Raw genomic sequence first — 25,765 nt, forward strand, 5'->3', positions numbered from 1 at the left:
CGCCTCATCCAGCCGCCTCCTGGCCCGGCACGCCGGGAACGCCTGCCGTGCCGACGCCCTGGATCTGCGACATCGCCGTGACGGTGCGGCCGGTCATGATTCTCTTGACTTTGCTGGCCTGGAGGTCCGTGCGCACCCGAACCGCACCGGTGGCAGCGTCGTCGATGTGGACCAACTCTTTGAGCCTGTCAAGCTGCTCCTGGTTTCCGGACTCCCGTGCGAGCCGCACCGCCTCGCCGAAACGTGCCTGCGCCGTGTCGAGGTCGTTTGAGTCGTACGCCTCACAACCTTGTTCGATGGCTTCTGCAAGCTGGGTTTGCCCCTTGTAGAAGGCTATCGATGGATCCATTTTGCTGATCTGTATCGGATCTTCTGACCAGGCGACGACCACATTGGTCCGCGGGGTCACCCGCTGCTCACCGACGACCGCGTCGATCCATGCCACGCGGCTGCCGTCCGTGGGGTGAGCCCGGCCCATGCCGCGCAGGTCGATGCTCACCTGGTAATGGCGGGTCTCGGCCTGCCACGATCCGGTGCTGACCGTACAAGTGTGTTCGCTCGCCCAGTGCACGTCCTCTGTCATGTCCTGGTTCAGTGGAAAGACCAGTTTCAACAACCGCAGCCGAGCCGGTGCCGAGGCTGTGATACGCAGGGTCAGATCGGGCAGCAGCCGGGCAGCCGCCTTGCGAGTCATCGCCTCGAAGTCAGCGATCAGATCCTCGGGTGCGCTGACGCCGTCGGCCCTGCCCCGCATGCGGCTGGCGATGCGCATGAGCTGCTGTGGGACCCAGCCGTCACCGATGCCCCGGGCGTCGGCCACGAACTCGCCAGCGCACAGATCGAGTGCTCGCTCCAGCTCGGCCACTGTCTCCGACTCGTTGTTGCCATCGGTCAGCAGGATGGCATGGCGGACAGCGGACGGATCCCTGGACAGGATGGTGCGCGCCAGGCGCAGCCACTGCCCCATCGCGGTGCCCCCATGTGGCTCCAACGTGTCGACCAGGCCCTTCGCAGCGGTGCGGTTCGCTGAGGTGGCCGACTCGAGCATCGGAATGTGCTGCGGATAGACCATGACCGCGTCATGGCGACCCGCCACCACCGCGAATCGGCTGCCGTCTGGGAGCGCGTCGATGGCCGCCTTGGTCGCCTTCTTCGCCGACTCGATCTTCTCTATCGGGACTGCCATCGAGTGCGAGCAGTCCACCAGGATGACGACGGCGAGGCTGGCACCATCCTTGCCTGCTGATCCGCGGCGCGGCTGGGCAGGTCCGCCAGGTTCACGCGCGGTCACAGCCACGATGGCGTCCACCGCCTTCGCCTCCCGTGAGACATACGGGTTGTGGCTCACCGTGACTTCGAACTCTAGAGGTACCTGCATTCAAGCCCTTTCTGATTTCGGCGGCCCGGATTCGCAGCGGGTGTCACCACAGCGTCAGCAAGGTCACCGGCCGGACTGAGTTGGCCAGGTCGACGAGTTCGGCCAGGCCGGCCTCGGAGGCCGCTTGCCGGCTGAGGCGGCGCAGCGACTGGTCGAGACGTCGGCGGACCTCAGCCTCGGTCGCGTGGAGCCCCAGCACCGGGTCGTGCCGATCCGGGATGGTGATGCCGTCCACGATGAGACGCAGCGCTGCCTGCTGGATGACCACCGTCAGCCGGTCGCGGGAATCGCCACGTTCGGGTTGCCGGTCGCGGGAGGTGCCACGTTCGGGTCGCCGGTCGCGGGATGAGTCGCGTTCGCTACGCCCGTCCAGATGCCGCAGGCCGGCCAGCCGCGCGGCCGCGGCTCGGACCTGGTCGGGGCTCGGCCGCCCAGCGGGCAGCGGTTCGCACAGTGCGCGCACGGCAGCGACACCGGCCGCCACGTAGTGGCGTGAGATCGGGGGGACCTCGTCGAGCAGGGCTACCGCCGTCTGACGATCTCCCTGGATGAGCCGGCCACGCGCCAGCGCGAACGCGGCGCTGGCTTGGCTACGGTCGCGGCGCCACACCGCCGTAAGGTGCCGCTCGCACTCAGCGGAAGGACCTGTTGCCTCCTGGCAGAGTCCGAGCGCCAGCTTGGGCGCCACCTCGCCCGGGAGCTCCGACATGACTGCCCCGAAGGCCGCGGCCGCGCTCTCGAGGTCACCTCGCAGGGTGTGGATGAGCCCCTCGTGCCAGTCGAATCGCCAGTCGGACCGACGGCCGGCCGCCCCACTCAGGTGCTGGTTCCTGGCCTCGTCGAGGGACTGCTGCGCCTGATCAGCGTCGTCCAGTTCGATGTGGGCCCGGCAGCGCCGCAGCGACACCTCAACCGACCTATGTCCCTGGATCTCCAGTTGCTCCAGCTGCGCGAGCAGACTCCGAGCGTCTGGGGCGCCCAATTGGGCGAGCATGTCGGCCGCGGCGTCACCCGCAGCAGGAACCGGGACAGGAAGGCTCGTGGCGACTACCCACGGCGGCGGCGGCTGGTCGATCGTGTTCACCACGTCCAGCCCGTGCTCGATCCAGCGCCCGGGTTCTGGCGCCGCGGACATGTCCGCATCGGCCAGCAACGGCGTCTGGTCGAAGAGCTTCGACTGCTCGGTTCGCTCCCGGGGGGTGCGGAGCGCGATCGCCTCGCGCAGCACACCCACGAGCTGCACCGCCATCTCGGCTGCGCTGGCAAAACGCCGTTCACGCCGCTGGTGGGTCGCGCGCTCCACCAGCAGCCGGAACGAGTCGACGGCGACGCTCATCGCCGCCGACCCCCGGCTGTCGTCGCAGACATCGAAGAGCTTCTGCAGTGTATTGCCGACGGTTACGATCTCCGTCTGCACCGACAGGCCGTGGGACTTCGCCTCCTGGTCCTCTACTGCGAAACCCGGCCTGCCGACCAGCGGCGACGTCTTGTCATCGTGTCGGCGCACGCCGTTCAGGTCGATGAGCTTGACTCCCTCCCGGCCGCGCATGACGTTGCCGGGATGCAGATCGCAGTAGAGCCAGCCCTGCTGGTGCAGGTAGGACAGTGCGGTCAATATCTCGTGACCGTAGGCGAGCACGTGTTCGATCGGCAGCCGAAGCGCACCGTGCGCCGCCTGCTCGACGATGTTCTCCAGCGAAAGGCCTTCGACGTACTCCATGACCGTGTAGCGGCTCGCCTCGCCAGAAGGCGCTGGATGCGACACCGCGTCGAAGATGCGGACGATGTTCGGATGGTCGAGTAGGCGCAGCGTCTCCCGCTCACGGGCAGCCAGCTCCGCCGCGACCGTATGCCGGTCGTTGAGCAGGCCTTTGAGCGCGACGTAGGCGTTCTGGAATCGATTGTCTCGCGCCAGGTACACCGTGCCCAGGCCGCCCTCGCCGATGACTCCGAGGACCTCGTACCGACCGGCGACCAGTTCGCCCGGCGTCAGAACGATCTGAGAGAACGGTTCATTGCAGCGCGGGCACTTTCCGGCCGATACCGGCGTACGGCCGTCGCTCGAGAGTCCGACCTTCTGCGTGCAGCCACGGACCCCGCATTCGCGACCCGCGGAGGGGCTGCCTGGACCTTTGATCGCCTCGGCGGGCGCAGGAAGATCGAGAATGGGTAGCTGTGCGATGCCGGCGACCAGCCAGGTGCGGTCCGTCTCGCGCCACAGCACCGACCGCTGCGCCCTGCCGGCGGCGCCCGGCGTGGGTAGTGTGGCCGTCGCCGAGGGATGCCCGAAGTCCTCGCAAAAGCCCGTCTCGTCGACTGTGCTGTCGCATCCCTCGAACTCGCACCTGGGAATCGCTGTCACCTCGGTCTTCTGTCCCGGACTGCGGCCGCATACGCCTCGACCAGTGCCTCAGCCTCGGCAAGGTCGACCGGCCGGGCCATCAGCGCGGCCTCGGCCAGCCGGTAGCGGGTGCCGAGGGCGTTGGGCAGGGCTCCGGACAGGCTGTCCGCCATCGCCCGGTACGAATCGAGCCTCCCCAGTAATTCGGTCAGGCGGTCGTCTTGTTTACGCAGAAAGCCGGTCAGCCGGACAGCCGCTTCGAGTGCGGCCTGGGCCCGGTCGGCCAACGCCGCTCGCGCCTGCTCGAGCTGAGCGGCGCTGGCCTTGCTCCTGGCGGCACGCAGCCCGCTGAGGTCCATTCGCAAGGACGAACTGCTGTCCGATGGCCGCACATCGACCTTGACGAGGCGCGCCGTGACCCGGTATTGCCCGCGCGCCATCCGTTCGGCGGCCCGCACCTGATCGATCTTCGCTGCCAGCTCTGGAAACGGTGCGCCGTCATGCAGTGTCGACTGAAAGGCGTCGGCAAGCGCCCGTACCCGCGATCCCGCGTGGCGGAACACCAGCAGGATCCTGGCGCCCTGTTGCACGAAGGGCTCGACGATGCGCGGAACCAGGGACTCAGGGGTGCGCGCCTCGTCCACCCCGATCAGCACGATGAGCAGGCCCGCAGGGTCAAGGTCATTGTCCGAGCCGGCCGGCGCAGGTCCCAACCGATCGGCGAGCCGTCTGTGGACCTCATCGGTGTCCATGCCCGAAACGTCGAGTGCAGCGGCCACCGAGTCCAGGGGAACTGGTGGGGCCCCGTCGGCTTCGCGTGGGCTGCGCTCACGATCACTCAGTACAAGCATCCGCGCCAGCTCCGCATAGCGCTCGGTGGGCGCATCGTCCATCGAGACAGAGAGTAGGGATTTGTCGCTCACACCGGACAGGAAGGCCGCGACCGCCCGGCCGAAGGCGGCATCGCCGAACTCCGGCCGAACTCTGTCTACAATAGACTGGTCGAGCCTCGGTTCGCCAGTGATCTGCAGGTCCAACTGCGGGACGTATTTCAGAATCGTCTCCACCGGAATCATCGAAGACGCGTTGTCCGCCTCATAGACCGCCACGACGATGCCGATGAGGTCGCCATGGGCGTCGATCACGCCGGCACCGCTGTAGCCCTGCCTGATGGTCGGCCCCGGTTCATACGGCGTGAGCAACACCCATTCGTTGCGTGGACCATGCGAAGTACGCACGCTCGCCGTGGCTTCGAGTCCGGTCGGAGCTCCGACGGGAAACCCGACGGCTCGGACCTTCGTCGCGCGCTTCACCGGCCGCCGTCGGAGTTCTCCCACGATGTCGGCGGGCACGGCCTTCGCAAGGCGCAGCACGGCTATGTCACCGGTATGGTCTGCCTGCGGCGGAAACCAACGTAAGACACGGGCTTCGCGGGCGGGCAGATCGGGCCGTCCGACGAACTCGACCCGCACCACAGCATCCGCCGCAACTTCGCCGGTGTTGGCGCGAATCACATGTGCGCAGGTCAAAATGGAATCCCTCGTCACGACGACCCCCGCACCGAGCACATCGCCCTGCCAGTCGACGATCCGCACACTCCACGGCAATGGTTCAACACTTGTCGATGTGAAATCCACCGGCATAGTTTATGTGCCGACGAAGGGGCGCCTTTCCTTCCGCAGCCACCCTCCCGCAGGGCCTCCGGGGTCATATCACCTTGCGGGGCCGTCCGCCGGACAGAACGCGACCCAGGCGTCCTGAACGCGCTGCCGCCGTCACCGGCGGCTGTCGGAGTGCCACTCGTCGCCGGACTCGCGCAGGCGGGCGCGCTCCTGCTCGATGATCTGCCGTTCGGACGTACGCGGGCCGTCGTTGTCGCTCACGTCGACAGCCTGGGCGTTGGCGTCCTTGGCGGCGCTGGGCCGGGCGTACTCGTCGAAGAGCGCGGCCTTGCCCGCGACCAGCTCGCGCATGCTCGTGTCCACGGTGTCCTCGGCGATCAGCCGGAACACCTGCACCGGCCGGACCTGGCCCATCCGGTGGCAGCGCGCGATGGCCTGCTCCTCAATACTGGGCTTCCACTGTGGCTCGACCAGCACCACCACCGAGGCGGTCTGCAGGTTCAGCCCGACGCCGCCGACCTCGATCTGGCTGACCAGCACCGCGGGTCTGCGGCTGGCGGTGAACGCGTCGACGATCTGCTGGCGTTGCAGCGGCGGTGTCGTGCCGGTGAGCGGCCCGTGCGCCCGGTTGCCCAGCGCCGCGGCGACCGCGGTGAGCACGTCGCGGAAGTACGAGAACACCAGCACCTTGTGCCCCTCCGCGAGCGCCTCGTCGGCGATCTGGCGGATGTGGTCGAGTTTGGTCGAGATCCGCGCCGGGTCGCCGAAGGTGGCCCGGCGCATCGTCATGAAGTGACCCTCCCAGACGGCCTTGCGGTAGGTGACGAGTTCGCCGGGCGACAGCGACACCGGTTGCACGGTCTCGATCCGGTCGGGCAGTTCGGACAGCACGTCGGACTGGTTGCGGCGCAGGTACGCCGGGGCGATGGCCTCCCGGAACGCGTCGGGGGACGGCGCGGCGGCGGCCTGCTGGGCGACCGCGGGGTTGATGTGCTCGGTGAGCACGGCGAACTCCGCCACCCGGTTCTCCAGCGGGGTGCCGGTGAGCAGGGTGACCCGCTCGGCACGGTCGATGACAGCACGGCTGTGCCTGGTGCGCTTGGTCGCCGGGTTCTTGATGTAGTGGGCCTCGTCGAACGCGGCCATGGCGATCGTGGCATCGCCGAGGTCCAGCCGTTCCAGCGCGGTGTACGACGTCACGCCGATGCCGCCCTGGGCACGCCAGGCGCCGAGGTTCTTGGCGGCGTCGCCGCCGTACAGCAGGCGTGGGGTCAGTTTGCAGTGCCGCCGGATCTCGTGCATCCAGTTGCCAGCCAGGCTCGGCGGGCAGACCACCAGGAAGTGCCGCTCGCCCTGCGCGGCCAGGTGGCACATGGCGGCGAGGGTCTCCACGGTCTTGCCCAGGCCCATCTCGTCGCCGAGGATCACCCGCCGCTGAACGATCATGAACCGGGCCCCGAACGACTGGTAGCCGCGCAATGTGGACTTGAGCAGGCTGGTATCCAGCCGCAGCTGGTCGATCCGGTCGGCGGCGTCGGACGACAGGTGCCCGGCCGGACCGTGCTCACCACCCTGCGGCCCGGTCACCTCCGCCAGCAGGGTCAGATAGGTGGCGGCGTCGGCCTGGTACTTGCGCCACAGCTGGGCGTCGGTCGGCTCGTTCGCCAGCGCGGCCTCGGCCGCCAGCACCCTGGTGCGGGCCGTCTCCAGGCGCGGTGACCGCAGCGCTTCCTCCAGCGCCGCCAGCGCCGCCCGGTCGGCCCGGCGGCCCTGCCTGCCCCGGAACAGGCTGCGCCAGAAGTCATTGGCCGTCCGCGCGCCACCGAGGTGGGCGGCGACCGCGTCGTGCAGCTCGCGGGCCCGGCCGAGGACGGGGCGGACTCGGCGGCGGGTCACGACCAGCCGGTGCAGCGAGCGCAGCAGGTAGGTGTCGGCGGGCGAGCGCCGGTCCGGGTCGGGCCGCAGCACGGTGTCGGCCTCGACCGACGCGGCCAGGGACTCGATCGCGGCTTCGATCTGGGCGATGCTGGCGGCCCCGAGCCCGGGATACCGGTGCAGGTGCTGGCGCTGGGCGATGACCTGCCCGACGGTGGTCAGCCCGGCCGCCTGCAACGACCCCAGGCGCAGGCGGCCGTCTGACGCCTCCCGCAGCCGGGCCAGGTCGGCCTGGTGGAGGCGTTCGTCGAGCAGCCGCCTGCGGTGGGTGTCGGCGAGTTCGCGGATCCCGGTGACGAGCTGGTCTTCGGCGTCGAGCAGGGTGCGGGCGGCCTGCTGCGCCTGGGCGGCGTCGGTGACCAGGGCACGCGCCTGAGCGCTGCGAGCAGCGGCGACCATCACGACCTCGTTCCAGACTCGCCGTACCGGGGATGGGGGAACCATAGTCGGTGCCGGTGGCACGAGCCGACGGGTGCCGCGCCACCGCTGCCCTGCCTCTACCCAGCCGACGGCCCTGCCACGCCCCGGCCGGACGGTCGTAGAGGTACAGGGCCGCGAGGGCAAGCCCGGTCTGGCCCGGCAACCGGCCGCCGACGGTGATCTTCGTCAGAACCAGTGCAGGCAGTGCGGGGGGCGCTCGGTGCGGAACAGGGCGTCGGCACGGGCGGCCGCGTCCGGGCGGTGGGCGCGGATGTGCCCGGCGCGGACGAGGGTGCTCGGAGCGGTGCCGCCGAGGTAGACCGAGCCCAGGTCCCGCACGTCCAGCGACAGGTCGGGCTCCCGGTCCGCCGGGACGCAGGAGGCCTTGCCGTCGCGGACGGTCAGCAGATAGCGGCTGTGCTCGCCGAGGAACGGGTCGTCGACGCCGAGGACGAGGTCGCCGTCGGTGGACCAGCCGCGCGCGGTCAGCGCGCGCGGAACGTCCAGCAGCCGTACCCAGAGCCAGTCGGTGTCGTCGCTCACTTCGGCGCCGCGGTAGTCCGCGAGCTGCCAGCGCAGCGGGTGCCCGGGCGGGACGTGCTTGAACACCGCCTTCTTCACCAGGTCGTGTCCGAGCACGAACCGGGCCAGGGCCGTGAAGACGGCGTCGTCGACGGCGACGGTCTCGTCGACCGTCAGGGTGCTCTGCTCGCCCAGGGAGTAGCTGGCGTACCCGTCCGGGACGCCGTCGGCGTCGCGGTGGACCGCGACGTAGCGCGGTGCCGAGGCGACCGGGGGCTGGCCCGCGCCCAGCTCCCACCAGCGGCGCGGCCGCGACAGCGCGCCAGGCTGTGCCCGGCGGTACCGGTCGTAGACCTGTTCCAGGATCTCGCCGCACCCGGCCCGGCGCAGCACCTCGACCGAGCCGTTCGCCGGGTCCGCCGGCCGCGCCCGGGGCGGGGTGAGGGCGGCCCGGTGGCGCTGCACCGTCAGCCGCTGCGTGTAGGTCGCCGGGCCGTAGCCGAACCTGCCGTAGATCGGGGCCTCCGAGGCCAGCAGCACGGACAGGAACTCCCCTCGGGCCCGCAGTTCGGCCAGCTGATGCCGCATCATCGCGCTGAGCACGCCCTGGCGCCGGTGCGAGGGCAGCACGCCGACGAAGCTCACTCCGGCGGCCGGGACGACGACCTGACCGGGGAGGGTGAGCTCGAAGGAGTACGCACCGGCCGTGCCGACGGGCCGCCCGTCCGCCGTCACGGCGAGCAGGTTGCGGTCCATTTCGAGGGCCGACCACCAGACCCCGCGGCCGCCGGCCGGGTTTTCGGGGAAGAGCCCGAACGCGGCGTGGAGCGTGTCGACGAAGACGTCGAGGTCCTGATCGGTCGTAGGACGGATCTCCATTGGTGCCGCCGCCTCTCCGCGATACGCGGCACCACGACCCGTGGTGCCGCGCCACAGTGCAGCGTCGGCCCGTGGCCGGGTCAAGTGAATTTCGGCCCGGCCCCCGCCGTCAGGTGCGCGCCTTCTCGACCAGGGCGATCAGCTCGTTGGCGGCCGGGCCCGACGACGCCGGGTTCTGACCGGTGATGAGCAGCCCGTCGGTCACGACGTACACCTGCCAGTCGTCGGCCTTGCTGAACTTGCCGCCCTTGGCGACGAGTTCGTCCTCGACCAGGAACGGCACGACCTTCGTCAGGCCGACGGCCTCCTCCTCGGTGTTGGTGAAGCCGGTGACGTCGCGCCCCGCCACCAGGGGCGTGCCGTCGGGTGTCCGGGTGTGCCTCAGCACGCCCGGGGCGTGGCACACCAGCGCGATGGCCTTGCCCGACCGTACGACGTGCTCGATCAGCGCGATCGAGACGGGGTCCTCGGCCAGGTCCCACATCGGACCGTGCCCGCCCGGGTAGAAGACGGTGTCGTAGTCGTCGGCGGAGACCGAGTCCAGCCTCAGCGTGCTGTCGAGCTGCGCTTCGGCGGCCGCGTCGGCCTCGAACCGGTGGGTCAGCTCGGTCCGGAACTCCGGCTCGTTGCTCTTGGGGTCCAGCGGGGGCCGGCCGCCCTTCGGTGATGCGAGCGTGACCTCCCATCCGGCGTCGCGGAAGTTGTAGTACGGCGCGGCGAGTTCCTCCAGCCAGAAGCCGGTCTTGCGGCCGGTGTCGCCGAGCTGGTCATGTGAGGTCAGCACCATCAGGACCTTCATCAACCCCACCTCCTTACGATCAGTAATCGTATTACGCCGGAACGTAGTGGCGGTGTCACCTCGGCCACCCGCAGCCGGGGGAAGGCGGGGGCGATCCCGTTCGTCACCGAACGTCCCGGACCGGGCTGTTTGCTGCCCGGCGGGCGGGCTCAGGCAGCCGGTCCGCGCTGCGGGTCGCGGTTGCGGAAGGTGGCCCGGTACGACTGCGGGCCGGTGCCCACGATCCGCTTGAACCTGTCCCGGAACGCGGTGGGCGACCCGAACCCGACCTGGGCGGCGATCCGGTCCACCGGGTGGGCGGTCGCTTCGAGCAGGTGCTGGGCGCGGCGGATGCGGGCCCGCAGCAGCCACTGGAGCGGCGTGGTCCCCGTCTGCTCGCGAAAGCGCCGGTTCAGCGAGCGGGTGCTCATCCCCGCGCGGGCGGCGATGTCGTCGAGGCTGAGGTCGTCGGCGCAGTTGTCGTCCATCCAGGCCAGGACGGCCTCCAGCTGGGAGCCGCGTGGGGTGGGCGGCAGGTCGTGGACGATGAACTGCGCCTGCCCGCCTTCGCGCTCCAGCGGCATCACCGACAGGCGGGCGGCGTCGGCGGCCACCGCCGAGCCGTGGTCGCGGCGGATCAGGTGCAGGCACAGGTCCAGCCCCGCCGCCGCGCCCGCCGAGGTGAGCAGCTGGCCGTTGTCGACGTAGAGCACGTCGGGATCGACGTCGATGTCGGGGTGGCGCTCGGCCAGCAGCCCGGCGGCGATCCAGTGGGTGGTGGCGCGCTGCCCGTCGAGCAGTCCGGTGGCGGCGAGGATGAACGCGCCGGAGCAGATGGACGCGATGCGGGTGCCGCGCGCGGCGGCGGCCCGCAGCGCGTCGAGCACCTGTTCGGGTACGTGATCGAGCTCCGTCCGCCCCGGCAGGATGATCGTGTCGGCGGCCGCGAGGGCGTCGAGCCCCCACGGCGCCTGGAGCGTGAACGCACCCGCGTCGACGGTCGGCGTCAACCCGCAGACGCGGACCCGGTACGGGGTGCGGCCGTCGGGCAGCCGGGTGCGGCTGAACACCTCGATCGGCGTGGCCAGGTCGAACGGGATCACGTGCTCCAGCGCGAGCACAGCCACGGTGTGCATGGCCGTAACTATAGGCACCGAGCCTGTTCCAGCCAACGCCGATGAACAGCACTCTCCTTGCTTCAGCACGCTTGAAAGCCGTTGGCGAGATTCTGTTGCAAGCTGGCAATCCAGCCACTTCCCGCGATCGGCGCTGCTGGTTAGCGTCAATCCGCACCCCGAGGAGGTCTGATTCACGATGCTTGCACAGTTCGTACTGTTCGACGGATTTGATCCGCTGGACGTCATCGCCCCGTACGAGGTCCTGCGCGCCACCGACGCCGTCGCCGACCACATCATCGACGTCGAACTGGTCACCGCCGAAGGCCCCCGCGAAGTGCCCAGCGGCCTCGCGCCGCTGACGCTGCGGGCCACCGCCCGGCTCGACCCGCACCGCGCCGACCTGGTCGTCGTCCCCGGCGCCGCCGGACGGCTGCCCGACGACACGGAACCCGCCGACACGGAGCCCGCCGACGACGCCATTCCCATGATCCTCAGCCGGGCCCTCGCCACCGACCTGCCCGCGCTGCTCGCCCAAGCACTCGGCCGCGACGGCACCACCGTCGCCACCGTGTGCGGCGGATCGGCGCTGCTCGCCATGGCGGGCCTGCTCGAAGGCCGCCCCGCCACCACCCACCACCTCGGCATGGACCTGCTCGGCGCCACCGGCGCCGTGCCTGTCGACGCCCGCGTCGTCGACGACGGCGACCTCGTCACCGCTGCCGGCGTCACCTCCGGCCTCGACCTCGGCCTGTACCTGCTCGAACGCCGGTTCGGCGCGCAGACGGCCCTGGCCGTGGAACGGCTGCTCGCCTACGAGCGGCGCGGCACCACCTGGCGCCGTCCGACCACCCCGACGGCGGTGTGACATGGCAGAGCCACTGGTCGAAGGCAGCTGGGAACTGTCGATCCAGACCCCGCTGGGCCGCCAGCACGCGGTCCTCACCCTGACCCGCCAGGGTCCGCACCTGTCCGGGGTGATCCGCGACGTCCGGCACGGCGAGCAGGTCGACCTCACCGGCCTGCGGCAGGACGGCGCCCGCCTGACCTGGGCCCAGTCGATCACCAAGCCGATGCGGCTGAACCTCGCCTTCGACGTCACCGTCGACGGCGACACCATGACCGGCCAGGCCAAGGCGGGTCGGCTGCCCTCCTCGGCCGTCACCGGACGGCGCGCGGGCGAGCAGCAGGCGCGGGCGTGACGGACGACGGGAGCGCGGCGGTCCGAAGCGGACACCCGGGCGGCTGTCGCAACGCGACGGCGGGTGTCGGCGGGTCGCGCTAACGTACGCGCCGAAGCGGACGATCACGGGAGGACAGCGGTCATGGGCGCATCCGGCTGGAGTTACTACGTGCCGTACGAGGAGGATCTCAACGCGGCGCTGACGCGGTTGCAGCAGCGGGTGTTCGCCGAGGGTGACTACTGGTGGGTGCACGGCGGGTTCGGCACGTCGGCCGCCGACTACGCCAACCGCCCGGCCAGCTTCGAGGAGCTGATCGCCGACGAGGCGGTCCAGGAGTCGGGCACGCACTCGATCCTCGACATGTACCGCGTCCAGGCCGACGGCCAGCGGCCCGACTTCGCCATGGTGCAGCCGGTGAGCCGCGCGGAGGCGATGGCGCGGACCGGCGTCGAGAAACTCACCCGCGACCACGTCGCCGCGATCGACGGCCTCGCCGACCAGCGCTGGCACGGCCGCTGCGCGGTCCTCCACGACGCGACCGGGCAGCCCGCGGAGATCTACTTCTGGGGATTCTCCGGCGACTGAGCCGTGCCGTCCACGCCGCACCGGCGGCGTGGACGGCACGACGGAGTCAGGACCAGGTGCGCGAGCACAGCACCAGGCGGTAGCCGTCCGGGTCGGTGACGGTGACGCCGTGCTCGTCCCAGTACGGGTTGTGCGCCGGGACGCGGGTGCCGCCGGCCGCCACGAGGCGGCCGATCACCTCCTCGTCGACGGGGCGGCCGAGGTAGAGCACGAACAGGTCGTCGACCGTCGGGGTCGGTTCCAGCGGGTGCTCCGGGTCGCGGGTCAGTTCGAAGTGCCAGGCGGCGCCGCTGGTGCCGACCATGACCAGGTCGTGCTCGCCGGAGACCCGCTCGGTGGTGCGCCACAGCACCGCGAGGCCGAGGCCGTCGACGTAGAAGCGTTCGGCGGCGGCGAGGTCCCGGGACGGCCGGGCGATCCGGACGTGGACAGCAGGGTCGATCATGACGCGGCCTGCAGGGCGGCGCGCCAGACCGGGCTGTCCACATAGTGGTTGTCGAAGCGGTCCGCGGACTCGGCGATCTCCTTCGCGTCGGCTTCACCGCGCATCACGCGGCCGAGCAGCCGCAGGTAGTCGAACCGGCCCATGCCTGGGGTGAACACGAACAGCACGTCGGCCTCGCAGCCCGCAGCCGCGGCGAAGGCGTGCGGGGTGCGCGGCGGCACGGCCAGGAAGTCGCCCGCCGCAAGGACCGTGATCTCCTCGCCGACCAGCACCCGCAGCGAGCCGCTGAGCACGAAGAACAGTTCCGTCGCTCTGGTGTGGAAGTGCGCCGGCGCCCCGACGGCTCCCTCGGCGAACGTGGACCGGTAGCTGGTGAAGCCGTCGGCCGTGTTGTCGGAGTCGGCCAGCAGCCTGATGACGCTGCTGGGGTCGGCGCAGATCTCCGCCTCGGCGTGGCGGGTCAGGACGGGCGGGAACGGTGCGCCGACGGCGGGCGTGTCTTCGATCATGAATCCACCATACGATCTTGACCGGCGCCGGGGGGCGGCCGGGCCGAGGCCCGGCCGGACCCCGGCGCCGGCGGTGCGCCCGGCCGGTCAGAACAGCATCGGCCGCAGATGCTCGGCCTCGATCACCTCGGTCCGCAGTCTCAGCTGGCGCACGGCGTCCTTCAGCTGCGTGACCGCCGCCCGGTTCACCGTGTCCGCCAGGTTCGGGTCGTCGAACCCCGTGATCATGTCGTCGTGGTGCACCGGGATGACATAGCGGGGACCGCCCAGGGTCGTGAGCAGACGCTCCAGGTACCGGTGCAGCGAGCTGTGGTCGGTCATGCATACCGCGACGACGTCCGGGCGCAGCCCGGCCAGCTCGCGTTCGACGAAGTTGGTGCCGCCGAACAGCAGCACCTTCAGCCGGTCGGCGATGGTGACGTGGTAGGCCAGCGTGCCGCCCTCGACCAGGTCGTTGATGCTGGTCGGCGCGGGAGGCGGCGCCACCCGCGTGCCGGGGGCGAAGAAGCCGTACCCCAGCGACTGGCTGTGCAGGCTGCGGATCACCTGTACCCGGTAGGCGCCGTCGCCGAAGTCGAGGTCCTCGCCGCCGGTGGCGACGATGTTGTTCTTGCGGCGGGCGTCGGACACGCCCATGGCCTGCATCAGGTGGCGGTGGGTCTCGGTGCTGACGGTGCGGATGGTCGTGGCCGCCCAGTCGGGCCGGGCGAGCAGCGACGGCACGTCGGACAGGTGGTCCCAGTGCCCGTGGCTGATCATGATGAGCTCGGGCGGTCCGGCCAGGCGGCCGGTGGCCAGCAGGCGGTCGACGACGGTCGGGTCCACCGCCAGCGGCCCGCCGGGCAGGCGGTAGTCGAAGCGGCTGAGGAACGGGTCGAAGTACAGGACCCGGCCGTCGAAGGCGATCTCCCAGCCGGACACGCCCAGCCAGCGCATCGAGACGCCTGCGGCGGGTCCGGACCCGGCCCGCACCGGCGCCGCCGCGGCTGCCGGAGCCGCGACCGCCGGTAGGCCCGCGGCGGCGGCGCCGACGGCGGCTCCACCTAGGACGGCACGGCGCAGCAGCGCGCGGCGCTGCATACCGTCGGATCGGTTCTCACAGTTGTGGCACATCGGAACACAGGTCCCTTCTCGTCGGCTGCTGATCACCAGCCAACCCGCGTGCCCGCCCTGCGGTCCAACATCAATTGGCCCGAGGGCCGATATCGGATCAGGTATCGTCGCAGCCCATGGACCTCGTGCAGCATCTGCGATATTTCGTCGCAGTCGCCGAGGAACTGCACTTCGGCCGCGCGGCGAGCCGCCTGCACATGTCCCAGCCGCCGCTGTCGCAGCGCATCCAGCGGCTGGAACGGGAACTCGGGGCACGGCTGTTCGACCGCTCGCCGCGCGAGGTGACCCTCACCGAAGCCGGCCGGCTGCTCCTGCCGCAGGCCCGGGACGTGCTGGCCCGGGCGGACGCGATCCTCGACCTCGCCTCGCGGATCGACTCGTCGGAGGCGGCAGTGCTGCGGGCCGGGCTGCCGCCCGAACTGGAGGGCACGACCGTGGCGGCGCTGCTGGGCGACTTCCGGGCCCGCCGCCCCCGCACGGCACTGGACCTGCGCGAGAGTGCCACGGCCGGACAGCAGGACGACCTGGCCCGGCGCAGGCTGGACGTGGGCCTGCTGCACCTGCCGTTCGACCCCGCCGACCTGGTCATCGGCCCGGTCGTGCACCGGCCGCTGGGAGTGCTCGTGGCCGCCGGCGGCCCGCTGGACCTGCCCGACGAGCTGCTGCTGTCCGACCTGTCCGGCCACGACCTGGTGACGTTCGCCCGAACTGCCGCCCCGGCCCGCTTCGACGAGATCCTGGACACCTGTGCCCGGCACGGCTACCACCCGCCGACGGTGCACCAGGCCGACGGGCGCAGCTTCACCGTCGGCCTGGTGCTGGCCGGCACCGCGGTCGCGTTCGATCCGGGCACGGTGCCGCAGCAGGCCGACGTGGTGTGGCGGCCCCTGGCCGGGCAGCCGCTGGCCGAGCGGATGGCCGTCGTATGGCCGCGCGAGCGCCACCACCCCGAGGTCGGCGCGTTCGCGCGTACGGTCGTGCGCGTCCTCGGTGCCGCGGCCGCACCGCCCGCCGGGCCGGTCCCGCACACCCGGCCGGCGTCGGAGTTCCTCGCCACACCCTATGGAGCAGCCGATGGCTCATGAAGACGTCCGCGAGGTGATCGCCGCGCAGTTCGCCGACGCGGGCGTGGCCGGCCGGATGCACGCGATCGACCTGGCCAGCGGCCGCGAGGTCGGCGTCGGCGCCGACGCCGCCGTGCTCATGGCCAGCGTGTTCAAGGTCCCGCTGGTGCTGGCCCTGTACCGGGCGGCCGACGCCGGGCTGGTGGACCCGGCCGAGCAGATCACGCTGACCCCCGGTACGCGCACCGCCGGGCCCACCGGCATCGGCGCCATGGCCGACCCGGTCACCATGTCCCTGCGCGACCTGGCGCACCTGGCCGTCAGCGTCTCCGACAACGCCGCCGCCGACGCCCTCGCCGACCGGCTGGGCCTGGACGCCGTCGCCGCGGCGGTCGCGGCGGCGGGGATGGCGGCGACCCGGGTCGTGGAGGTATGCCGCGACGTCGCCGCCCGGACCGTCGCCTCGCTGGGCACGGCCGACCCGAAGCAGCTGGCACGACTGCTCACCGACCCGGTGGCGCTGTCACGGCTGTCCACCCTGGACGTCGCCGTGTCGAACCGGACGACGCCGCGCGACTGCACGGTGCTGCTGGCGGGGATCTGGGACGATGCGCTCGCCTCGGCGGGCTCCTGCGCCGCGGTGCGCCGCCTGCTGTCGCTTCAGGTCTGGCCGCACCGGCTGGCCTCGGGCTTCCCCTTCGACGACGTACGCGTGGCCGGTAAGACCGGCACCCTGCCGACGGTCCGCAACGAGATCGGGGTCGTGGAGTATCCCGACGGCGGCCGCTACGCGATCGCCGTGTTCACCCGCAGCGCGTCGACCGCGCTGATGCTGCCGCGCGCCGACGCGGTCATCGGTACGGTCGCCCGCACCGCCGTCGAGCACCTGCGCCGTCCGCGCAGATGAGCACGGCACCGGGTCAGCGGCCGCTGCCTGCCGCGCGGTCCAGGCGCGCGCGGTCGCGCTCGGGATCGACGGTCACGGCCGCCACCAGCCCGCCCGCGACCAGCAGCAGTCCCGCCACGTCGAACGCGGTGCCGAACCCCGCCGCCGGGCTCGGCGCGAGGTCGATGAGACGGCCGGTCACCGTGGGCGCGACCAGGGCCGCGACCGCGGCCAGCGCGTAGGAGGACCCCAGCATCAGGCCCGACCGTCCCGGCGGGCACACGTCGGCGATGGCGGCGTTGTTCAGCGGAGTCTGCGCGTTGCCCGCCGCGAACCCGACCACCAGCACCGCGATCAGCACCGGTGTCGCGTCGACCCTGGTGACCAGGAGCAGCCCGCAGCCCGCGGCGACGGCCAGGACGCCGCCGAGCAGCCCCTGCGCCAGCCGACCGCGCACCCGCCGGCGCAGCAGCCACTGCGAGACGGCACCCCCGCCCAGCGCCAGCACGACCGAACCCGCCATCGGCAGTGCCGCCAGGACACCGATCGCCGCCGTGCCGAGGCCGCGCTGCTGGCCCAGGTACCGGGGCAGCCAGGCCGTCATCAGCGCGAGTGCCCATTGCACGGTGAACGCCGAGGCGGTGCTGCCCAGCCAGGTGCCGGTCCGCAACATCCGGCGGTACGGCAGCCCGGCGGCCGCCTCCGGCCCTGCCGCCCGGTGCGGCCCGGTCCCGCCCCAGCGCAGCCACGCCAGCACCCACAGCAGCCCCGCCGCGCCCAGCGCACCCAGCGTGATCCGCCAGCCCCAGCCGTCGATCGCCAGGGCCAGCAGCGGCAGGCCCACCACGCCGCCGAGGGCGCCACCGGCGACGATCATGGTGGCGGGCAGCGATCGCGCCCGGCGCGGATACCAGCTGAACGCGGCGTGGGTGGCCAGCGGGATACCCGGCCCTTCACCGGCCCCGAGCACGATCCGGCAGGCCGCCAGCACTGCGACGCCGGCCGTCGGCAGCAGCATGGGCAGCTGCGCCACCGACCAGGTCACGGCCAGCCCGACCAGCAGGCTGCCGGACGGCAGCCGGTCGCCCAGCCAGCCGGCGGCCGCGGCCGACAGGCTGAACAGCAGATAGAAGGCACTGGACAGCAGGCCGAACCCGGTGTTGGACAGGCCGAACTCGGCCATGACCGAGCCGCCCGCGAGCCCGAGCACCGCCTTGTCCGCGAAGTTGACCATCATGAAGACCATGAGCAGCCCAAGCGCCATGGCCCTGCCGGGCGTGTCCGCCACCGCACCGGGTGCGCCGACTCCTGCTGGCGCGACCGGTCCGCCGCCACGGACCCGCACCGCAGCGGCCTTCACGAGTGGATCACCGGCACAGCCTGCCACGCACCGCCCCGATCGGCCACCGGGGCCGCTCCGCGTCGGAACACGGCAACCGGGCGGCGCTGCCGGACAATGTGTCCTGCCGACCCGCGTACCCGACCCGAGATGGTGACCACTGATGGCTGACAGCCCGCGCCACCACAGCATCGTCGACGGGCAGGTCGTGCACCGGGTGCGGGCGCTGCTGTTCACTCCCGCCGGCCGGATCCTCGCGATCCGGCGCACCAGACCGGGCGTCCCGGTGTACTGGACCCTGCCCGGCGGCGGGATCGAACCCGAGGACCCCAGCCTGGAAGCGGCCGCGATCCGGGAGGTCTTCGAGGAGACCGGGGGCCGACCGGAGCTGCACCGGCTCGTCCACATCGACAGCTTCGCCGATCAGGCCCACGCCATCTTCACCGCCCGGATCCAGACCTGGGACGAGACGGCCCGCACCGGGCCGGAGTTCGCCGACCCGACCCGGGGCGGCTACGACCTGGAGGAGCTCGACCCGACCGACTCCCGGTTCGTCGACGGACTGGTCCGGCCGAGGGCCACCGCACGGTGGCTGGCCGAGCACACCGCCGCGGGCACCGACCTGTTCACCCTGCCCGACCTGCGTCGCAGCGGACAGGTGAAATGGGCGCCGCGCCCGCCGCGGATCGACGAGCTGCCGACGCCATGACCTGCCCGGCGAGCCGGCACCAACACCGGGCCGCGCGGACGCGAATCTCGCTGTCGGTGGCCCGGCGCGGCTGGTAGGCAGGACGGCATGACCGATCCTTACCGGACGCTGGGCACCGGCTACGCCACGCGCCGCCGCCCCGACCCGCGCGTGGCCGCGATCATCGAGCAGGCCCTGGGCGGGGCCCGAAGCGTGGTCAACGTCGGTGCGGGGACCGGCTCCTACGAACCGGCCGACCGGACCGTGACAGCGGTCGAGCCGTCACCGGTGATGATCGCGCAGCGGCCGCCGGGCAGCGCACCCGTGGTGCAGGCGGTGGCCGAGCACCTGCCGTTCGCCGACGGGAGCTTCGACGCCGCCCTGGCGATCCTGACCGTGCACCACTGGACCGATCCCGCCCGGGGGCTGGCCGAGCTGCGCCGCGTGTCGCGCCGCCAGGTGGTGCTGACCTGGGATCACGCGGTGATGTCGCGGTTCTGGCTGGTGACCGACTACCTGCCGGAGATCGCCGAAGCCGAGCAGGACCTGCCCGACTGCGGCTTCATCGGCCGCGAGCTGGGCCGGGTACGGGTGGCGGAGCTGCCGGTGCCGCACGACTGCACCGACGGCTTCCTGGCCGCCTACTGGAACCGGCCGCACGCCTACCTCGATCCGGCGGTACGCGCCTCGATCTCCACCCTGGCCAGGCTCGACCCGGCCCGCGTCGCCGAGGCGACGAGCCGGCTGAGCGCCGACCTCGCCAGCGGGCGCTGGCAGGAGCGCCACGGCCGGCCGGACTCCGCGGGCACCGCCGACGTCGGTTACCGGCTCGTGAGCTCGCACTGATCGCGCGGTTGCCGGGCCTGTGCTCAGGTGGCGTGGTGCCGGCCGTCGACTGCCGGCGCGGCCAGGAACCGGGTCGCGTCCTGCAAGCGGGCCGCGACCGCCTCCGGCAGGCCGGACGCCAGCGCGGCCAGGTTCGCCGCGAGTTGCTCGGCGGAGCGGGGGCCGAGGATCACCGAGGTGAGGCCGGGCCGGCCCGCGAGCCAGGCGAGAGCGACCGCCGGGGTGGACACGCCCAGCTCGGCGGCGATCGCTGCGACTTCGACGGCGATGTCGAAGTGGCGGTCGGCGAGCAGGCCGGTGACGTAGGCGCGGGCGACCGGGCTGGGCATGGCCGCCCACTGCGCCAGCCTCGACCCGGGCTCCGGGTCGGTGCCGCGCTGGTATCGCCCGGCCAGCAGGCCGCCGCCGAGCGGGCTGTAGGCGAGCACGCCCAGGCCGAGCTGCTGGCAGGTGGGCACGATCTCCGCCTCGATCGCGCGGGCGATGAGCGAGTAGTTGGCCTGGAGGCTGATGAACGGCGTCCCGCCGCCGCGCTGCGCCGCCCACTGGGCACTGACGATTCCCGCTGCGGTGAAGTTGGAGCAGCCGAGGTAGCGCACTTTCCCGGAGCGTACGAAACCGTCGAGGGTCGCCATGGTCTCCTCGACCGGGGTGCCCGCGTCGGGCATGTGGCACTGGTACAGGTCGATGTGATCGGTGTTCAGCCGCCGCAGGCTCGCCTCCAGCGCCCGGGTCAGGTGGATCCGGGACAGGCCCCGCTGGTTCGGCCCGGCCCCCTGCGGCGCGGCACCCTTCGTGGCCAGCACGACGTCGTCGCGGCGATGGGCGATGGCGCGACCGGTGACCTCCTCGCTCGTGCCGCCGCGGTAGGTGTCCGCCGTGTCGATGAAGTTGTGCCCGGCGTCCAGGAACTCGCCCACGATGCGGCGCGCCTCCGCTTCGGGCGTCGGCGCCGAGGGGTCGGTGCCGAAGTTCATGGTGCCCAGGCAGGCCTGGGAGACGCGCAGGCCGGAGCGGCCCAATGTCACGTGTTGCACTGCTCCCCCGTAGAATCGGAACCGTGATTCCGCTTGAATATACGGAACCTCGATTCCGCTTGTCAAAGCCGACGGTCGCCGCATGATCCGCTCGGACGCGGTCCGCAACCGCACGAAGGTGCTGGAGGCGGCAGAAGCGGTGCTCGGCGAGCAGGGGCTGTCGGCCCGCATGGACGAGATCGCGCGCCGGGCCGGGGTCGGCGTCGGCACGCTGTACCGCCATTTCGCCACCAAGGAGGCCCTCTACCAGGCCATCGTCACGGCCCGGACCGACCTGCTGCTGGCGGAGGCACAGCGGCTGATCTCGGATGCCGCGCCGGAGACCGCGCTCTACGTCTTCTTCGCGCGGATCGTCGCCGACGCCGGGCGCAAGAAGCCCCTCACCGACGCGCTGCACACCGCCGGGATCGACATCAAGGCCGCCCAGACCGGCCAGGCGGCGCAGATGCGGGCGGCGATACACCGGCTCCTGCACGACGCCCAGCATGCCGGCGCGGTGCGCCGGGACCTCGACCTGCCGGAACTGCTCGCCCTGCTGCGGGCCGCCTGCCTGGCCGCCGAGACCGGCGACTACCCCGAGCCGGTGGTCGAACGCATGCTCACCGTCCTGTTCGACGGCCTGGGCCGGGTTCCATGACGGTTCCCAGGTCAGCGGTTGCCGGTCAGCCCTGGCCCGCCTTGAAGTAGGCGCCCGGAGTCGTGCCCGTGCGCTGGCGGAACATGGCGACGAACGCGCTGGCGTTGGCGAACCCGACCCGACCCGCGACGGCCGTCACCGGCTGGCCGGCGGCGAGCAGTGCCAGCGCCGCCCGCAGCCGCGCCTGGGCGCGCCATTCGGCGAAGCTCAGCCCGGTCTCGTCGCGGAACAACCGGGCCAGCGTACGGGAACTCGCCCCGGCCACCCGGGCGTGCGCGTGCAGCGGACGGTTGTCGGCGGGGTCGGCCAGCAGCGCGTCGGCCACCCGCAGGGCGCGGTCGTCGGCGGGCATCGGCACGGCCACCGTCGTCACCGACACCGGCCGCAGGACGTCGTAGAACACGGCCTCGGCGCGGGCCCGCGCCTGCGGGGTGAGGTCGGACCGGCCGAGGTGGACGCTCAGCGAGCGGAGCAGGTCGTCGACCGCCACGACGGTGGGGGCGGCCCAGTCGACGGGGCAGGTCGCGGCGGGCAGGTACAGGCCGTACATGGTGCCGCCGGTGGCCGACACGATCGCGTGCGGCATCCCGGCGGGCATCCACAGGGCCAGGCTGCTCGGCAGCACCCAGCTGCGGCCGTCGGCGTGGACGGTCAGCACGCCGGTGGCCGCCCAGGTGAGCTGGTGCTCGGCGTGCGTGTGCGCGGGGAAGCCCGAGCCCGTGCTCAGCCCGAAAGAGGCCACCGCCAGCGCGGCGGACCCCGCGATCCGGTCGGCGCTGAAGCCGGGGCGTACGTGGCCGGGCTCGTACCCGACCTGTCCGTGTCGCGACATGACCTGGCACGGTAGCTCATTTCGGCCACCGGCGCGGGCGCCTAGCGTCGAGCCCATGAACCGCATACATCATCGGATCTGCCAGTCCGCCGACTGGTTCGCCAAGGTCGAACAGCAGACCCTGCCGTGGGCACTCGACGGCCTGGACCTCGGCTCGAAGGTGCTCGAGATCGGGCCGGGGTTCGGGGCGACCACCAGGGTGCTGGCCCGGACCGTGCCCGACCTGACCGCGGTGGAGATCGACGTGCTGCTCGCGCGGCGGCTGCGCGAGCAGCACGGTGACCGGGTGGCGGTGGTCCACGGCGACGGGACCCGGCTGCCGTTCGACGACGAGAGCTTCGACAGCGTCGTGTGCTTCACGATGCTGCACCACGTGCCGTCGGCGCGATTGCAGGACAGGCTGTTCGGCGAGGCGTTCCGGGTGCTGCGCGGCGGCGGCGTCTTCGCGGGGTGCGACAGCCGGCCCACGCTGCGCTGGCGGATCCTGCACGTCGGCGACATCGGGGTGCCGGTGAACCCGGCCACCCTGCCGGGACGGCTGGAGGCGGCCGGGTTCGCGCAGGCGTCCGTCGCCACCGCCCGGACCGCCCTGAAGTTCCAAGCCGCCAAACCCTAGGCGCCGAGAGTCCCCCAAGATCAGCCGAGTTGCCGGGCAACTGTGCGTATCTTGGGCCGCCGAACGCCCGATTGCCCGGCAACTCGGCGGGGCTCTCGCGGTGCGAGCTGTCCGCCAGATATGGCATGTGGATGTCGCGACAACACGGCCGCGGCGGCCAAGATTGCCCCTATGCTGCACAAACAGGAGGTGTGCCATGTCCGGCAACGGTACGCAGGGCAACGGGATGTCGGTGGGTGCCCGGGTGGCGATCCTCACGGTGCTCGCGGGCGTCGCCGCGGCCGGGGTGGCGGCCGCGCTGCGACGCCGCAACCGCCGCGACGCCGTCATCGCGGAGAAGGACCTCGGCCCCAAGAGCGTGGATGCCGCGCCGGCGGACCTGCACGCCGCCCGCCGATAGGCGGTAGGCCGGGCGGCCGCCGACAAGGTGCGTGAGCTCAGGTAAGGCATGGCCAGACGGGCGCAGCGCCCGACCGGTCGGCGTCCCGTATCCTCCTTTCCATGATCGAAAAGGTGCGGGTCGCGGTCGTCGGAGTCGGCAACAACACGTCGGCCCTGGTCCAGGGGATCGCCTTCTACCGCCAGACCGGCAGCCTCGTCGGCATCAACCGGCCCGCGATCGACGGCATCGGCGTCGGCGACATCGACTTCACCGCCGCGTTCGCGATGTCCGAGGCGAAGATCGGCAGCGACCTCACCGACGCGATCTTCATGCCGCCCAACAACTTCCCCCGGCTTCGCTGCGACCTGCCCAAGGCTGACGTCCCGGTCACCAGGGGCCTCGTCGACGCGTCGGAAGTGGACCGGGTGGCGGCGGCACTGGCAGGCGCGGAGGTGGTGCTCTACTCGGCACCCAGCGGCCGCCCCGCGACGGCCCGGGCGTACGCCGAGGCAGCCCGCCGTGCCGGGGTCGCGTTCGTCAACACGACCTCCGACCCGGTGGCTCGCGACCGGACGGTGGTGGAGCAGTTCGAGGCGGCGGGTCTGCCGTTGATCGGCGACGACCTGGCCAGCCAGTTCGGCACCTCGGTGGTGCACAAGGCGCTGCTGCGGCTGCTGGAGGAGCGCGGCCTGACGCTGGTCAGCTCGTACCAGGTGAATCTGGGCGGCACCGAGGACTTCCGCAACCTGGTCGAGAACCCCGACACCAAGAAGCAGTCCAAGCTCAACGCGCTGCCGTCGACCGACAAGGTCCAGATGGCCCCGCTGGGCTACCTGTCGCAGCTCGGCTCGGTGAAGGTGGCCCACCTCAACCTCGAAGCGCAGAGCTGGGGCGAGATGGCGGTCAGCCTCGACGTGAAGCTGAAGGTCCACGACCCGAGCGGCGCCGCCGGGGTCAACATCGACCTCATCCGGATGGCGGCCAGTGCCCGACGCAGCGGACGCGGCGGCTTCCTGGCCGACGCCGCGGCACTGCTGAAGTCCCCGCCCGGCACCGCCGGCTGAGCGCGTATCCCGTCAGCCGAGACCGTCGGCGAAGAGGCGTTCGAGCTGCTCGACCGGCAGGGCCGGGTTGCTCGCCGCAGCCTCGCGCAGCGTGGCATCGGGGTCGGTGAGCAGCCGTTGCAACGCCTCGTCGGGCAGAGCCGGGTTGGCCGCCGCCGCCGTGCGTACGTGCAGCACCGGGTCGGCCAGCAATCGTTGCAGGACCTCGACCGGCGCATCCGGGCGCGAGGCGACCGCCGCCCGGTCACGAGGACTGTCACCGGCGGCGTAGCCGGCCATGGCCGCCGTCGGCAGTGCAGGGTGTCGCAGCAGCTTCTCGCGGCTGTGACCCTTCCAGCGAGCCAGGACCTCCACCAGCGCCTGCGGCGGCACGTCGCGGTACCGCTCGCAGATCAGCAGCCGGGTGGAGAAGTCGGAGTCGGTGGCCAGACGCGCCACGGCGTCGGCCGGAAGATCCGACGAGAAGGCGAGGGTACGGCGGAACGCGCGGTGCGGATGGTCGAGGTAGGACAGCCGCTCCGCCAGGCTCGCATGTTCTGGCAGCAGTGAGCTGACCAGGGGCATCGGCCATCTGCGCTCGTCGGCTTCGACCAGGCGGCGCAGCAGCCGCGGTGGCAGGTCCACCCGTTCCAGCAGCTCGCGATGGACCTGGGGCCAGCCGGTGTCGACAAGTTCGTCCAGCAGCGCGGCAGGCAGGGCCGGATTGCCGGCGAGTTCGGCGGCCAGGTCGGCATCGGCCAGGCAGGCGCGCATCTGCTCGACCGGCAGGCTCGTGTTGGCGGCCAGCCCGCCGCGCAGGTCCGGCTGCGCCCACAGCCGGTCGAGCAGCGCGGGGGTCAGTATGACCAGCGTGGCGGCGGACTGGCGGGTGTAGGCGGAACCGGCGGCGAACCTGTCGAACAGGTCCTGCGGAAAGCGTGCGTGCGGCGAACAGACCACCGCCGTCATCAGCGCGGTCTGCCGCACCTGGGCGGCGCTGTCGTGCATCAGCCGGTACAGCGCCGCGTCCGGCAGCGCCCGGAGCGCGACGCAGCGGCGCACTTCGGGGTCCGGGTCCTCGACGAGGGTGGCCCTGATGTCGGCCGGAACCCCGTGGTTCCTGGCGATCTCGGCGCGCACCTGCGGTGACACGTCTCGCGCGAGGCGGCCGAGGACGTCGGCTGTCGAGGGATCCACGACATTCTCGGAGCTTGCCTGATCGGCGGCGCCGGTGATCGTGAACGACGCCGCAGCCTGCGCTCGCACGATGGCCTCGGGGTCCTCGGCCAGGATCAGCAGCACACGGGCGGGGAGCGGCCTGTGCCCGGCGAGCCGCCGCCTGATCTCGGGGTGGGGATGCCTCAGCAGTGCCTCGGCCACCGGTGCGGGCAGGTGCTCGCGTTCGAGCAGAGCGACGGTCGGCCCGAGCAGGCCGCCGTCCGGCAGGGCGGCGAGGCGCACCAGCAGCTGCTCCGGCGTGACCGGATTGGCGGCGAGCCCACACAGCACCGCCAGGTTCGTCTTCACCGCGCCATGATGGCGCATCCGCGATCCGGCACCGCGTACACC

At 71.9% G+C, this 25,765-nt stretch carries 25 protein-coding genes; 11 read left to right on the forward strand and 14 right to left on the reverse strand.

The annotated features are described in order from the left end of the window. Positions 1-4 precede the first annotated feature (4 nt). From Cs7R123_RS04410 to Cs7R123_RS04440, 7 genes are all read right to left on the reverse strand, one after another. The gene (locus Cs7R123_RS04410; protein ID WP_212823603.1) at positions 5-1,309 is read right to left on the reverse strand and encodes a VWA domain-containing protein; all 1,305 of its coding nucleotides are present in this window, start codon (positions 1,307-1,309) and stop codon (positions 5-7) included. 112 nt (positions 1,310-1,421) lie between these two features. Next, entirely contained in the window at positions 1,422-3,740 is a 2,319-nt protein-coding gene (locus tag Cs7R123_RS04415; protein ID WP_212823605.1) for a tetratricopeptide repeat protein, read from the reverse strand. Beyond that, on the reverse strand, positions 3,737-5,356 hold the full coding sequence (locus Cs7R123_RS04420; RefSeq protein ID WP_212823607.1) for a serine protease: 1,620 nt from the start codon (positions 5,354-5,356) through the stop codon (positions 3,737-3,739). The genes Cs7R123_RS04415 and Cs7R123_RS04420 overlap by 4 nt, the downstream gene beginning before the upstream one ends. A 138-nt stretch (positions 5,357-5,494) precedes the next feature. Continuing rightward, positions 5,495-7,675: a DEAD/DEAH box helicase gene (locus Cs7R123_RS04425; RefSeq protein WP_212823608.1), complete on the reverse strand. Its 2,181-nt coding sequence runs from the start codon at positions 7,673-7,675 to the stop codon at positions 5,495-5,497. Positions 7,676-7,882: 207 nt separating this feature from the next. Further along, the gene (locus tag Cs7R123_RS04430; RefSeq protein WP_212823611.1) at positions 7,883-9,097 is read right to left on the reverse strand and encodes a GNAT family N-acetyltransferase; all 1,215 of its coding nucleotides are present in this window, start codon (positions 9,095-9,097) and stop codon (positions 7,883-7,885) included. Positions 9,098-9,206: 109 nt separating this feature from the next. Beyond that, positions 9,207-9,896, reverse strand: a complete 690-nt coding sequence (locus tag Cs7R123_RS04435) for a type 1 glutamine amidotransferase domain-containing protein (RefSeq protein ID WP_212823613.1) — start codon at positions 9,894-9,896, stop codon at positions 9,207-9,209. Between the two features lie 149 nt (positions 9,897-10,045). After that, on the reverse strand, positions 10,046-11,011 hold the full coding sequence (locus Cs7R123_RS04440; RefSeq protein WP_212823615.1) for a GlxA family transcriptional regulator: 966 nt from the start codon (positions 11,009-11,011) through the stop codon (positions 10,046-10,048). Between the two features lie 178 nt (positions 11,012-11,189). Here Cs7R123_RS04440 and Cs7R123_RS04445 point away from each other — a divergent pair, with 178 nt between their 5' ends. From Cs7R123_RS04445 to Cs7R123_RS04455, 3 genes are all read left to right on the forward strand, one after another. Then, the gene (locus tag Cs7R123_RS04445; protein WP_212823617.1) at positions 11,190-11,858 is read left to right on the forward strand and encodes a DJ-1/PfpI family protein; all 669 of its coding nucleotides are present in this window, start codon (positions 11,190-11,192) and stop codon (positions 11,856-11,858) included. Position 11,859: 1 nt separating this feature from the next. Then, positions 11,860-12,192, forward strand: a complete 333-nt coding sequence (locus tag Cs7R123_RS04450) for a hypothetical protein (protein ID WP_212823619.1) — start codon at positions 11,860-11,862, stop codon at positions 12,190-12,192. 123 nt (positions 12,193-12,315) lie between these two features. Further along, positions 12,316-12,759, forward strand: a complete 444-nt coding sequence (locus Cs7R123_RS04455; RefSeq protein ID WP_212823621.1) for a hypothetical protein — start codon at positions 12,316-12,318, stop codon at positions 12,757-12,759. Between the two features lie 46 nt (positions 12,760-12,805). On the opposite strand, the gene Cs7R123_RS04460 is transcribed toward Cs7R123_RS04455, so the two are convergent. The 3 genes from Cs7R123_RS04460 to Cs7R123_RS04470 form a co-directional block, all read right to left on the reverse strand. Next, on the reverse strand, positions 12,806-13,204 hold the full coding sequence (locus tag Cs7R123_RS04460) for a VOC family protein (RefSeq protein WP_212823622.1): 399 nt from the start codon (positions 13,202-13,204) through the stop codon (positions 12,806-12,808). Beyond that, on the reverse strand, positions 13,201-13,713 hold the full coding sequence (locus Cs7R123_RS04465) for a cupin domain-containing protein (RefSeq protein WP_212823623.1): 513 nt from the start codon (positions 13,711-13,713) through the stop codon (positions 13,201-13,203). The genes Cs7R123_RS04460 and Cs7R123_RS04465 overlap by 4 nt, the downstream gene beginning before the upstream one ends. 87 nt (positions 13,714-13,800) lie before the next feature. Further along, entirely contained in the window at positions 13,801-14,793 is a 993-nt protein-coding gene (locus Cs7R123_RS04470; protein WP_212823625.1) for an MBL fold metallo-hydrolase, read from the reverse strand. A gap of 149 nt (positions 14,794-14,942) precedes the next feature. Here Cs7R123_RS04470 and Cs7R123_RS04475 point away from each other — a divergent pair, with 149 nt between their 5' ends. After that, positions 14,943-15,911, forward strand: a complete 969-nt coding sequence (locus Cs7R123_RS04475) for a LysR family transcriptional regulator (protein WP_212823627.1) — start codon at positions 14,943-14,945, stop codon at positions 15,909-15,911. Further along, on the forward strand, positions 15,901-16,797 hold the full coding sequence (locus tag Cs7R123_RS04480; RefSeq protein ID WP_212823629.1) for a serine hydrolase: 897 nt from the start codon (positions 15,901-15,903) through the stop codon (positions 16,795-16,797). Before Cs7R123_RS04475 ends, Cs7R123_RS04480 begins: the two co-directional genes overlap by 11 nt. A gap of 13 nt (positions 16,798-16,810) precedes the next feature. Here the strand turns inward: Cs7R123_RS04480 and Cs7R123_RS04485 are convergent, their stop codons facing one another. Further along, a complete protein-coding gene (locus Cs7R123_RS04485) occupies positions 16,811-18,040 on the reverse strand; it encodes an MFS transporter (protein ID WP_212823630.1) in 1,230 nt (409 codons plus the stop codon). Positions 18,041-18,278: 238 nt separating this feature from the next. Here Cs7R123_RS04485 and Cs7R123_RS04490 point away from each other — a divergent pair, with 238 nt between their 5' ends. Together Cs7R123_RS04490 and Cs7R123_RS04495 are read left to right on the forward strand one after the other, a co-directional pair. Beyond that, positions 18,279-18,824, forward strand: coding sequence for an NUDIX domain-containing protein (locus tag Cs7R123_RS04490; protein ID WP_212823631.1), 546 nt, complete (start codon positions 18,279-18,281; stop codon positions 18,822-18,824). An 87-nt stretch (positions 18,825-18,911) separates the two neighbouring features. After that, positions 18,912-19,649 carry a class I SAM-dependent methyltransferase gene (locus tag Cs7R123_RS04495; RefSeq protein ID WP_212823632.1) on the forward strand — a complete coding sequence of 246 codons (738 nt, stop codon included), beginning with the start codon at positions 18,912-18,914 and terminating at the stop codon, positions 19,647-19,649. Between the two features lie 23 nt (positions 19,650-19,672). Here the strand turns inward: Cs7R123_RS04495 and Cs7R123_RS04500 are convergent, their stop codons facing one another. After that, on the reverse strand, positions 19,673-20,677 hold the full coding sequence (locus tag Cs7R123_RS04500; RefSeq protein ID WP_244871608.1) for an aldo/keto reductase: 1,005 nt from the start codon (positions 20,675-20,677) through the stop codon (positions 19,673-19,675). 91 nt (positions 20,678-20,768) lie between these two features. On the opposite strand from Cs7R123_RS04500, the gene Cs7R123_RS04505 reads away from it, so the two are divergent. After that, complete coding sequence (locus Cs7R123_RS04505) at positions 20,769-21,323, forward strand: TetR/AcrR family transcriptional regulator (protein WP_212823634.1); 555 nt, start codon at positions 20,769-20,771, stop codon at positions 21,321-21,323. Between the two features lie 25 nt (positions 21,324-21,348). On the opposite strand, the gene Cs7R123_RS04510 is transcribed toward Cs7R123_RS04505, so the two are convergent. After that, a complete protein-coding gene (locus Cs7R123_RS04510; protein ID WP_212823635.1) occupies positions 21,349-22,155 on the reverse strand; it encodes a helix-turn-helix domain-containing protein in 807 nt (268 codons plus the stop codon). A 55-nt stretch (positions 22,156-22,210) separates the two neighbouring features. Here Cs7R123_RS04510 and Cs7R123_RS04515 point away from each other — a divergent pair, with 55 nt between their 5' ends. The 3 genes from Cs7R123_RS04515 (at position 22,211) to Cs7R123_RS04525 (ending at position 24,217) form a co-directional block, all read left to right on the forward strand. Next, positions 22,211-22,771, forward strand: a complete 561-nt coding sequence (locus Cs7R123_RS04515; protein WP_212823637.1) for a class I SAM-dependent methyltransferase — start codon at positions 22,211-22,213, stop codon at positions 22,769-22,771. Positions 22,772-22,967: 196 nt separating this feature from the next. Beyond that, positions 22,968-23,171: a hypothetical protein gene (locus Cs7R123_RS04520; protein WP_212823638.1), complete on the forward strand. Its 204-nt coding sequence runs from the start codon at positions 22,968-22,970 to the stop codon at positions 23,169-23,171. A 101-nt stretch (positions 23,172-23,272) separates the two neighbouring features. Beyond that, complete coding sequence (locus tag Cs7R123_RS04525; protein WP_212823640.1) at positions 23,273-24,217, forward strand: inositol-3-phosphate synthase; 945 nt, start codon at positions 23,273-23,275, stop codon at positions 24,215-24,217. 12 nt (positions 24,218-24,229) lie between these two features. On the opposite strand, the gene Cs7R123_RS04530 is transcribed toward Cs7R123_RS04525, so the two are convergent. Continuing rightward, entirely contained in the window at positions 24,230-25,723 is a 1,494-nt protein-coding gene (locus tag Cs7R123_RS04530) for a hypothetical protein (RefSeq protein WP_212823642.1), read from the reverse strand. Between the last annotated feature and the right edge of the window lie 42 nt (positions 25,724-25,765).

Source organism: Catellatospora sp. TT07R-123, assembly GCF_018327705.1.
GTDB lineage: Bacteria > Actinomycetota > Actinomycetes > Mycobacteriales > Micromonosporaceae > Catellatospora.